Annotated in this window: 11 protein-coding genes; 9 read left to right on the top strand and 2 right to left on the bottom strand. The window is 33.5% G+C overall.

Going from position 1 to position 11492, the window contains the following annotated elements; genetic code table 11:
- Window positions 1-2: 2 nt before the first annotated feature.
- The 7 genes from dut (at window position 3) to fabF (ending at window position 7013) form a co-directional block, all read left to right on the top strand.
- On the top strand, window positions 3-437 hold the full coding sequence (dut, locus tag FOF46_RS21135) for a dUTP diphosphatase (RefSeq protein ID WP_109436163.1): 435 nt from the start codon (window positions 3-5) through the stop codon (window positions 435-437).
- Between the two features lie 174 nt (window positions 438-611).
- Entirely contained in the window at window positions 612-1628 is a 1017-nt protein-coding gene (locus FOF46_RS21140; protein WP_143917817.1) for a sugar phosphate nucleotidyltransferase, read from the top strand.
- Between the two features lie 66 nt (window positions 1629-1694).
- Window positions 1695-3041 carry a tetratricopeptide repeat protein gene (locus FOF46_RS21145; RefSeq protein ID WP_167571906.1) on the top strand — a complete coding sequence of 449 codons (1347 nt, stop codon included), beginning with the start codon at window positions 1695-1697 and terminating at the stop codon, window positions 3039-3041.
- 6 nt (window positions 3042-3047) lie between these two features.
- Window positions 3048-3824, top strand: a complete 777-nt coding sequence (lolB1, locus tag FOF46_RS21150) for a lipoprotein insertase outer membrane protein LolB1 (protein ID WP_143917819.1) — start codon at window positions 3048-3050, stop codon at window positions 3822-3824.
- Window positions 3821-5050 carry a murein hydrolase activator EnvC family protein gene (locus tag FOF46_RS21155; RefSeq protein WP_109436159.1) on the top strand — a complete coding sequence of 410 codons (1230 nt, stop codon included), beginning with the start codon at window positions 3821-3823 and terminating at the stop codon, window positions 5048-5050. Before lolB1 ends, FOF46_RS21155 begins: the two co-directional genes overlap by 4 nt.
- 115 nt (window positions 5051-5165) lie before the next feature.
- Window positions 5166-5714: a TetR/AcrR family transcriptional regulator gene (locus FOF46_RS21160; RefSeq protein WP_143917820.1), complete on the top strand. Its 549-nt coding sequence runs from the start codon at window positions 5166-5168 to the stop codon at window positions 5712-5714.
- 51 nt (window positions 5715-5765) lie between these two features.
- Window positions 5766-7013, top strand: a complete 1248-nt coding sequence (fabF, locus tag FOF46_RS21165; RefSeq protein ID WP_109436157.1) for a beta-ketoacyl-ACP synthase II — start codon at window positions 5766-5768, stop codon at window positions 7011-7013.
- 5 nt (window positions 7014-7018) lie between these two features.
- On the opposite strand, the gene FOF46_RS21170 is transcribed toward fabF, so the two are convergent.
- Window positions 7019-7531: an acyl-CoA thioesterase gene (locus FOF46_RS21170; RefSeq protein WP_109436450.1), complete on the bottom strand. Its 513-nt coding sequence runs from the start codon at window positions 7529-7531 to the stop codon at window positions 7019-7021.
- Window positions 7532-7701: 170 nt separating this feature from the next.
- Window positions 7702-8706: an HU domain-containing protein gene (locus FOF46_RS21175; protein WP_143917821.1), complete on the bottom strand. Its 1005-nt coding sequence runs from the start codon at window positions 8704-8706 to the stop codon at window positions 7702-7704.
- A 144-nt stretch (window positions 8707-8850) separates the two neighbouring features.
- On the opposite strand from FOF46_RS21175, the gene dprA reads away from it, so the two are divergent.
- Both dprA and FOF46_RS21185 read left to right on the top strand, forming a co-directional pair.
- On the top strand, window positions 8851-9954 hold the full coding sequence (gene dprA, locus FOF46_RS21180) for a DNA-processing protein DprA (protein ID WP_109436155.1): 1104 nt from the start codon (window positions 8851-8853) through the stop codon (window positions 9952-9954).
- 162 nt (window positions 9955-10116) lie between these two features.
- A complete protein-coding gene (locus tag FOF46_RS21185) occupies window positions 10117-10962 on the top strand; it encodes a tetratricopeptide repeat protein (protein WP_167571907.1) in 846 nt (281 codons plus the stop codon).
- The last annotated feature ends 530 nt before the right edge of the window (window positions 10963-11492 follow it).

The following is an 11492-nucleotide window of genomic DNA, read 5'->3' on the forward strand; positions in this document are numbered from 1 at the left end:
CTATGCAAATAAAAATTATTAACCGATCATCACATGATTTGCCTCATTATGAAACTATCGCTTCTGCAGGGATGGATTTGAGAGCCAATATAACAGAATCTATTACGTTACAACCTTTGGAGAGAACGATTGTAAAAACAGGATTGTTTATCGAGCTACCAGTAGGTTATGAAGCGCAGGTTCGACCTCGTAGCGGATTAGCAGCCAAAAAAGGAATTACTGTACTTAATGCACCAGGAACTATCGATGCTGATTATAGAGGAGAAGTAGGGGTGATTTTAGTAAACCTTTCTAACGAAAATTTTACCATCGAAAATGGAGAACGGGTTGCTCAAATGGTAATAGCCAAACATGAACGTGCAGAATGGCAGGTTGTAGAAGAACTTTCTGAGACATCAAGAGGTGAAGGTGGTTTTGGGAGTACTGGAGTTAAATAATTAAAAACTGTTTATTCTAGACGTTTTTAGTACTGATCTCTCGACTCTGTTCTAGATGACAGAATACAAAATGTATCTAGAATAGGTTTTTGGATTAAAGAAAATAGTTTAGCACATAGGTATATGTTATGTATGCCATAAGACAAAAAATAATAACATTAAAAAAATAATCAAGTGAAAATCATAGTACCCATGGCAGGAAGAGGCTCTAGACTAAGACCTCATACACTTACTGTTCCTAAGCCTTTAATTCCGGTAGCCGGGAAACCAATTGTACACAGATTAGTATCTGATATTGCTAAGGTTTTGGGAGAACCAATTGATGAAATTGCCTTTGTACTTGGTGATCCTGCTTTTTTTGGAGAGGATGTTGTATCGAGTTTAACTAAATTAGCAGAAGAACTGGGGGCAAAAGCATCTATTTACAGACAGGATCAACCTTTAGGAACCGGACATGCAATTATGTGTGCTGCAGCATCCCTCTCAGGCCCTGCAGTAATTGCATATGCAGATACACTAATTAGAGCAGATTTTAATCTCGATAAAGAGGCAGATGCTGTAATTTGGGTTAAACAGGTAGAACAACCTGAAGCATATGGGGTGGTAAAACTTAATGAAAACAAACATATTGTAGAACTGGTAGAAAAACCTCAGGAGTTTGTTTCGGATCAGGCAGTGATCGGAATTTATTATTTTAAAGATGTAGCAGTGCTAAAGAATGAACTGCAATATGTATTGGATAATAACATTATTAATGGTGGTGAATATCAGATTAATGATGGTATCAAAAGAATGATGAGTAATGGTAAAGTTTTTGTAACCGGACAAGTAGATGAGTGGATGGATTGCGGAAATAAAAATGTTACTGTAGAAACCAATACAAGGATGCTTGGGTTTTTACAGAATGATGGAGAGCAATTGGTTAGTGATCAGGTAGAACAGGAAAATTCTACCATTATTAGTCCATGTTATATAGGAGAAGGAGTAACCCTGAAAAATGCAACAATTGGACCGAACGTTTCAATAGGAGATGGATGTGTAATCGAGAATACAGCTATCAAAAATAGTCTGGTTCAAACCAAAACTGTCATAAAAAATGCTAACTTAGACAATGCTATGATAGGAAATAATGCTGTGTATGATGGAAACTTCACTACAGTAAGCATAGGAGACTATTCTATTTTGGAATAATTTGTGATGAAGTAAAAGTACTTCAGTAAATTTTATATGATTAATTATTGGAAACATATTTGTATTTTGAGTATACTCTTTGTATTAGGGCATAATGTTGGTTATACTCAGGATATAGAACCCAAACAAGAGATTAATATTGATGATTTGGGGAATGTTTCAGATGAGTTTCAAGAATCTTTTTTTGAAGCATTAAAGCAAAAAGCAATCACCAACTATGATAAGGCGATTGAAGCTTTAGAGAAATGTATTGCTATTGATCCAGAGCCGAATTACCTGTATTTTGAACTGGGAAAAAATTATTTAGAGTTAAAGTTATACCAAAAGGCAGAAGATAATTTTAAGAAAGTAATAGAGGTAAAACCTAATGACAAATTTGTATTGGAACTATTGTTTCAAGTGTATTTTCAACAACGAAAATACAAAGAATCTACAGGAGTTGTAGAAAAGCTGGTTACTTTTAATTCTATGTTCAAAGAACAATTGGCAAATCTTTATTTTCTTGAAAGACGTTATGATGAAGCTTTGGTTTTAATTGATGAGCTGGATGAAGAATATGGTGTTGATGGGTATAGAAGTAGATTACGAAAACGCATTTCTTCAAAAATAACAAACCCAAATAATCAAATCTCCAGATTAGAAAAGATGATAAAAGACAAGCCTAAGGTAGAACAAAACTATCTTAATCTTATCTATCTTTATAGTCAAAGTGGGGAAAAAGAAAAAGCATTTGAGGTTGCAACTTTATTATTAAAGAAAAAGCCAAAATCAGAATTGGTACATTTGGCATTGTATAAGTTTTATCTAGAAGGAAATAAAACAGAAGAAGCGATTCAATCTATGAAAATTGCACTAAAAAGCAATAAAATAGATATGGATTCTAAATTTAAAGTGGTCAATGATTTTCTTCTCTTCATTGATAAAAATCCACAGTATGCATCTCAATTAACCGATATTATTGCTTTGCTTTCTAATGGTCAGGAGAATGGAAAAGTAGTATTTACAGAACTTGGAAATTATTACTTTAAAAAGGACGATAAAGAACAAGCACTTAATTTTTATGAACGAGGTATAAAAAGTAATGCTAATGATTTTTCGTTATTAAGAAGAATTCTACTTTTACAATTGGATCTAAAACGATATGAAAAAGCAATGAGTGGAAGTGAATTAGCTTTAGAGTTATTCCCTGCACAACCTATTTTCTATTTGGTAAATGGAGTATCTCTTATTCATCTTGAAAAAGCAGAAGAAGCGATCGAAATTCTCACTACAGGTATAGACTATGTAATAGATGATCTTAAAATGGAATCAGACTTTTATCAACAAATTAGTGCAGCATATCAAAAACTTGGAGATGCAACAAAAGCTTCAGAATATCAAGAAAAAGTAAATCAACTTCAGAAAAAATCATAAGAGTTAATGAACAGAATATTTTTTGGTCTATTGTTTTTTTCTTTGATTGCCCTCAATTCTTGTAAAGGTACCAAAAGTGTGACCGAATCAGGTGTAAAAAGATTAAGCGCAGAAAAAATCATTGCAAATCATTATAACCGATCTTTCAATTTTGAAACACTTAATACCAAGGTAAAGGTCAAATATGATGATGGGAAACAATCCTTTAGTCCTATCGCCACGTTACGTCTTGAAAAAGATAAAAGAATATGGGTTAGTGTAAAAATGTTAGGGATCACACTTGCAAAAGCATTAATTACACCAGAAAAAGTAAGTTATTATGAGAAAATCAATAGCACCTACTTCGAAGGAGATTTTAGGTTGTTAAGTGAATGGTTAGGAACAGACTTAGATTTTAAGAAAGTACAACAAATGCTTTTGGGACAAGCATTATTTAACTTAAGGGATGATAAGTATAAATCATCCATTACGAATCAATCCTATCAATTACAACCTAAAACAGAATTAGCTTTATTCGAGCGATTGTTTTTAGTACGACCAGATACTTTTAAAATGGCTCAACAAAAACTTAAACAACCATCAGAAAATAGAGATTTAACAATCTATTATAAAACATATCAAAAGGTAGGAAATCAAGAATTTCCTAAAGAAATTCACATAGAAGCTTTACAAGATAAAGGGAAAACAACAATTGAAATAGAATATAAAACGGTAGATTACAATGCTAAGGTAAGTTTTCCGTTTAAAATACCATCAGGATACAAGCAAGTTACTATTCAATGAGATTTTTAAAAGTCATATTTTTTATTGGTTTATTATTGGTTTGTGGTCCCTTGTTTTCTCAAAGCACCAAGCAACAACAACTAGAAGAAGAACGTCAACGCTTAAGAGAAGAAATTGAGCAAATGAAACAATTGCGGGCTGATAATAAACTTAAAGAGCGCTCTGTTTTGGATGAAGTTGAAACGATCAATTCACAGATTAGTACACGTCAGAATTTGATTAAAATTACAAACCAGCAGGCAAACTTGTTGACACGTGAGATTAATACAAATTTTAAGAAGATAGATGCATATCGCAAAGAGCTTAAGGCTCTTAAAAAAGATTATGCTAAGATGATTACCAAGTCATATAAAAGTAAATCTCATCAAAGTCGAATTATGTTCTTACTTTCTTCTGCAGATTTTGCTCAGGCTTATAAACGACTGCAGTATATGAAGCAGTATAATGAGCACCGAAAAGAACAAGCAGACCGGATTGAAAATAGTACGATAGAGCTTCAGGCGCTTAATACTGATCTTTCAAGACAAAAAAAGGATAAGCAAGGGTTGATTGAAGAAAATAGACAGGCACAACAAGATCTTAAAGAAGAGAAGAAGGAGCAACAAATATTAATGGCTTCAATTAGGAAGAAAGCGGGAACGTATACCAAACAAATTAAGAAAAAACAAGAACAAGCTAGTGCGATTGATAAAGCAATCGAAAAACTGATTAGAGAAGCGATTGCCAGAGCAAATAAGAAAGCGGGTAAAAAGGTAACCAAAAAAGGTTCAGCAACGACCTTTGCTCTGACTGCAGAAGCTAAGATATTGGCTGATAATTTTACATCGAATAAAGGAAAATTGCCTTGGCCAGTTGGAACAGGAAGAATTACTAAGAAATTTGGGCGTCAGCCACATCCTACACTACCGAATATACAAATCAATAGTAGTGGTGTAGAAATAGAAACAAGAACAGGAGAGAAGGCAAGAGCTATTTTTGAAGGAGAGGTAATCGCAATACAAAAACTTAGAGGAGCCAGCCGATTAGTTCAGATACGACATGGTAATTATATCACTACCTATTATAATATAGAAAATATAACAGTTAAAGAGGGTGATAAGGTCGCAACCAAACAATCTATAGGTGCAGTACGTACCAATCCAACTACAGGTAGAGCAATCATGAAATTTTTAATCTACCAAAATGCAAAGCGATTAAACCCGCAAAGTTGGATTTATAAGATGTAATCTATTAAATGGTCAGTATAAAAAAGTTGTCAAAGTTAAGTTTGATGGTTTTTTTGAAATATAAACTTAATTTTTAAAGTTGCATACTTACTGATAAGTAAGTATATTTGGAACTATGTCTGATAAGAGAATTGAGATACTGGATCTAGCTGAAAATTTGATTAGAACCAAAGGGTATAATGCATTTAGCTATAGAGATATATCAGGACCATTACAAATAAAAAATGCTGCTGTACATTACCATTTTCCAAAAAAATCTGATCTGGGAGAAGAAATTATTCAAAGAACAAGAAAGAAATTTCAATTAAAAAATAAAGAATGGAGCCATTATTCACCACAGAGAAGATTAGATAATTTTATAGCTTTATATGAAGAAAATCAATCACTCAATCTGGTTTGTTTAGTTGGAGCTTTGGGATCATCCTATGAATCATTACCAGAGAATATGCAAAATAACCTTTCAGAAATGAGTCGAGAGATTAGGATATGGATGATGGAGTTGCTTAAAGAAGGACTTGCCAAAAAAGAATTTAATTTTGCAGAAAAACCTAATGAAAAAGCAGATCTTATCATAGCATCACTACTTTCTTCTCTTATCCTTGATAAAGTAATTCGGGAGAATATTTTTAAATCAGTAAAAGCCTCCATATTAAAAGGAGTATAATTTTTTTTAACTCATAAAACTTACTTATTAGTAAGTATAATTTATGCAAATATGAACGAAAAAAGAGTAGTAATAACAGGTTTGGGAGCAGTGACTCCTCTAGGAAATTCTGTTGAAGAATTTTGGAATAATGCAATCCTTGGTCAAAGTGGAGCTTCAAAAATTACAAAGTTTGACCCCTCTTTGTTTAAAACTCAGTTTGCCTGCGAAATTAATGACTTTGAGCCACAAAAGTATCTGGAACGAAACGAAATCAGAAAAAGCGATCTATTTACTCAGTATGCACTTTATGCAGCATCAGAAGCATTTGAAGATTCGGGAATTGACATGGATAAGATTTCGCCATTTGACGTAGGTGTCATTTGGGGAACAGGACAAGGGGGGATGAATACTTTTGAAAATGAAGTAAAAGAGTATGCATTAAACAATAAAAATCCTAGGTTTAATCCATTTTTTGTGCCTAAGCTCATTGCTAATATGGCTTCGGGTATGATCTCTATGAAATTTAATCTAATGGGTATTAATTATACTACAGTTTCGGCATGTGCAACATCAAATTCTGCTATAATGGATGCGTATAATTATATAAAATTAGGGAAGGCCAAAATATTTGTCACAGGAGGTTCTGAAGCGCCTATTACAGAAGCTTCTATAGGAGGGTTTAGTTCGATGAAAGCAATGTCAAAAAGGAATGATCATCCAGAAATAGCTTCAAGACCTTTTGATAAAGAGAGAGATGGTTTTGTAATGGGAGAAGGAGCTGGAGCTGTTATTCTAGAAGACTTTGAGCATGCAAAACAAAGAGGAGCAAAGATTTATGCAGAAGTTGTGGGAGCTTCAATGACTGCCGATGCGTATCATATGACCGCTACCCATCCAGATGGTCTTGGAGCTGCAAAAGCAATGGAACTGGCATTACAAGAGGCGCAGATTAATCCGCAAGAAGTTGATTATTTAAATACTCATGCGACTTCGACTCCAGTAGGAGACCTAAGCGAGGTTAAAGCAATTTCCAAAGTATACGGTAGTGCACCTGAAAATCTTGTGTTAAGCGCAACGAAATCGATGACAGGGCACTTACTTGGCGCCGCTGGAGCTATAGAAAGTATATTATGTATTAAAGCTATCACAGATGGAGTTATACCACCAACAATTAATACAGATCATATTTCAGATGAAATTCCTCAAAGCTTAAATATCATAACACAAAAAGCAATATCCAAGAATATTGAAATTGCTATGAACAATACATTTGGTTTTGGAGGGCACAATGCAATAACAGTTTTTAAAAAAATGTAAAAAGATTATGATACAAAGAGCGCCTTTAACTCGGTAGCATCATCAGGTTTCATTTTTCCTGCAAGCACCAAACTTAATTGTTTACGACGTAAAGCAGCATCATATCGTTGTTTTTCTAAAGTTGTTTGCGGGTTAATTGAAGGCACAGCTACCGGGGTTCCGCTTTCGTTTACAGCAACAAAAGTATAAATCGCCTCGTTTGCTTTAGTCTTTTCTCCACTCTGACGATCTTCTACCCAAACATCAATATAAACTTCCATAGAGGAAGTAAAAGCTCTGGAAACTTTGGCTTCAACAGTGACAACACTTCCTAACGGAATTGCCTTGTTAAATGCAACATGATTTACCGAAGCGGTTACCACAACACGTCTAGAATGTCTGCCAGCAGCGATTCCAGCAGCACGATCCATACGTGCTAAAAGCTCTCCCCCAAACAAATTATTAAGTGAGTTGGTCTCTCCAGTTAATACAAAGTCGGTTAGTATTGCAAGAGATTCTGAAGGGGTTCTAGCTTCCATAGGCATTTTAATTTTTGACAAAGATATGAGGTAATACCGTAATGAGAAAATAAGTTATAGGGTATTTAATCCTTAACTTTAAAGTAAATACTTAGAGATAAGAATAGATAGAGAATATACCTATTTGGATAGGCATAAAATGCAGTAAAAAACTAATGTTAGAATAATTTTTAATTTCCCTGAATGAATAACCAGGCTTTTGGGCTTTCCTGATTTTTAATTTTTCTTAATGCTTGTAGTGCTTCAGATCTGTTTTCATAAGTTTCATACACTACTTGGTGTAATCCATACTTGTTAACTCCAATTAAACGAGCATTAAAACCTTGAGCTTTTAAGCTTTCAACTTTTTTATTAGCATTAGATTCAATTCTAAAAGCACCAGCAACAATATGATATTTTCCAGATAATACTTCTATAGATTCATAAGTACTAGCCGTTGTTGTGTTTTGTTCTTCTTTTACGATATTGAGACTAATGGTAGGTAAGGGATTAGATATTTCAAAAGTAGCCTCCTGAATTCTGTTTTCAATCTCTTGATTGGCTTTTTGCCATTCTTGATTATTATAGCTTACTGTATTGTCACTAATTTGTTTTAGACCAAAGAATCCACCAATACCTAATACTATGGCTGCAACGGCTGCATATTGTAAATATGGTCGCTCACGACGTTTTTCTGGAGTGAAGGTAAGAGGAGTGACTTCTTCAATTGCTTCAACTTCTTTTTTATAAACTTCTCTGGCGATTTCAACTTCACGATTGATCTCTGGAGAAGCAAATGAATATAATCCAAAGGCTTCACTTAGATAATTTACTTCCTGAGAAGGTTCGAACTGAAGCGTATTTTCTACAGAAGTAAATAAAGAACCAATTTTATCTAGCTCTATACGCTGACCTTGAGCCATTTTTTCCTTAAGCGATAATACATAACGTTGGATTTTAGCCACAGCATCTGTATAAGAAATGTTTTCTGCAGAAGCGATGTAGTTGGCTAACAGGCCATCATTATTCTGTAATTGACTATTAAAAGAAATCAGTTTTTGAGGAGGGTAAAATGCATTTGTAGATTCGTGAATCGTAGCCGGTTGACGTCTTGTTAAAAACGCACCAAAACCTGGCATGATTACACATTCATATCTATATAATAATTCACTTATGTATTTGGCTGTATTATTCATTGCCCCCTTCTAAATATGCTGTTTCTTCAATGTGATTAGTCATTTCAAAGGTATGAAAAAATGGAGTCCATCGAAACTATAGTTTCTGAATTTATCAACAGTTTGGTTTTTTTTTGTTTCTTGCACTGACTTATAATGCATTACATGATTATTGAAAAACTTCTGGCGTTACTAACGCTTAAAAAGGTAGCAAATTTAGGAGATAACTCTATCAAAAGATTGATACGTGAGGTGGGTTCTGCAGAAGAAGTACTCACTGAAAAAACTAGTAACTTACTTAAGATAGATGGTATTGGTACTGTAAAGATCAAAGACTTACATAATCCACAACATCGCAAAGCAGCAGAAAATGAATTAAAATTTATAGAAGAAAATAATATTAATTACCAAATATATGATCAGGAAGGATACCCAGAGAAGTTAAAACATTGTATTGATGGTCCTGTAGTATTGTTTTCTTCGGGAAATATTAACCTTCAACATAAAAAAATATTAAGTATAGTAGGTACAAGAAAAGTAACAAGTTATGGCGCAAAATTCTGTGAAGAATTAATAGAAACATTGGCTCCTATCAATCCCATTATTGTATCTGGATTTGCCTATGGTGTGGATATTATTGCGCACAAAACTGCTATAAAACATAGGCTTCAAACTGTAGGTTGTTTAGCGCATGGTTTAAATCAAATTTACCCCAAAGCGCACAAGAAATATGTAGCACAACTAGAAGAAAATGGAGGTTTTTTTACTGATTTCTGGAGTACAGATGCTTTTGACCGTAAAAATTTTCTGGGGCGTAATCGTATAATAGCTGGCCTTAGTGAAGCAACAGTAGTGATCGAAAGTGCAGATAAAGGAGGTTCACTCGTCACTGCCGAAATTGCAAGTTCGTATAACCGAGATGTGTTTGCTGTTCCTGGTCGCGTAGATGATGCATTAAGTAAAGGCTGTAATATGTTAATAAAAACACAGCGTGCTCATATGCTAACCAGCGCTGCAGATTTGATTTATATGCTTAATTGGGAACTTGATGAAAAAGAACAGCCTGCTATACAAAAACAACTATTTGTAGAATTAGAACAGGACGAAAAGAAAATTTTTAATTTTCTAAATAAAAATGGAAAAGAAATATTAGATGTTATCGCATTGCAATGTGATTTACCCACTTTTAAAGTAGCTTCTGTATTGCTTAATATGGAATTAAAGGGAGTTATAAAACCATTACCTGGTAAATTATTTGAAGTGGCTTAAGAACATTCTTTTTATTCTATAACTAATCATCAAATCAATCAGATTTAACAAACAAAGACTAAAGATTTTTAAGTGAAAAATTTTATAATAAAATCAGTATCAATACGTATAATCATAATGTTTTTGTTTGTTTCTTGTTCAACTTCTAAAAAGAAAAATTCTATGACAGATTATCAAAATGCTGAAGAAATTAAAGAAAAAATTGAGAGAGGAGATTTGGTAATAGGTATTTTGGATATCAAAATGGTAGATGAAATGATTGATCTATATACTAGGTCAGGAAATTCTGGTAATGCTGAAGGTTGGTACGAGTTAGGTATGATTTATTATAGAGGTATTGGTGTCGATCAAGATGCTGAAAAAGCAGTTTCTTACTTCAAATTGGCTGCAGAATTGGGATATGGTATAGATGCGTGGATTAAATATATTAGAATAGCATATTTCGCTAAGCTTTCTTCTATCCCTGCGGATAGAATTAAGGATTTAGTCGCTGATCTCGAAGATAAAGATACTAGCGGAGAGATTTATTTGCTAAAAGGCTATATGCTAAATCAAGGATACGCATATACCGAAAATTTGGAAGCTTCTTTTTTTGCGCTTCAGCAATCTGTTAAAAAGGGAAATGCAGATGCAATGTTTGAGCTATGTATTTATTATCATTATGGTATGGGAGTAGAGCAGAACTCACAAAAATCAATAGATTGGTGTGTTAAAGCAGCAGAAAATAATAACATTAGAGCAATATATAATCTAGGCACATATTATGCTACAGGATATGAAAGTATCTCTAAAGATATTAATAAGGCAATAGCATATTATACTAAGGCTGCAAATCTAGGCCATGGTAAAGCGGCAGGACAATTGGCAGCAATGTATATTATGGGAGAGGATGTAGATAAAGATGAAGAAAAAGCTAAGATGTTTTATACATTAGCTTTTGAAAATGATTTTGATGTCGATATTTTCTTTGATAGTTTGGGTCTGGAAGAAATTGATATTGAGGATTGAAAATAGTATTTATTGACTCTTCTGAAGGAGTTCTGTAATTTCTAACCATTCCTTTTTATTATACCACGAAATAAATTCTGGTTGTTTAGTTATTTTAAATCTATTCTCCCATTTCCTCCAGATAAGAACTTTTAGAATGTTTTTACAGATTTGTTTAGAACGTTTATTCTCGAAAGGAGCAAGATATAATGATGCCTGATAGAGTTGGTCATTACTAAGTTCTCCGTAAAATGATATTGCACTTGCAATATGTGTATTTGCAGAATCAATATTTTTCTGAGCTATAAATTTTTTAAAGGTTTTAAAATTTTGTTGTGCTTTTTGATGTGAGGTTGCTAAGGCTATTTTAGCTTCTTCTTGACTAGGTCTTTGATATTCGATGCCATGAAAATAGGCATAAACTGGAGATTCCTATGAAATTGACCCGGGTATTCCTGTTTAAATAGAGCATAGCAAAACAGTTCCCAAAAGCGTGTTTATTTCAGTGTTAAAATTACGATTTTTTTCTTTTTCTTCTCATCGACTCTCCT

It is taken from the genome of Aquimarina algiphila (assembly GCF_007489275.1).
GTDB classification, from domain to species: domain Bacteria; phylum Bacteroidota; class Bacteroidia; order Flavobacteriales; family Flavobacteriaceae; genus Aquimarina; species Aquimarina algiphila.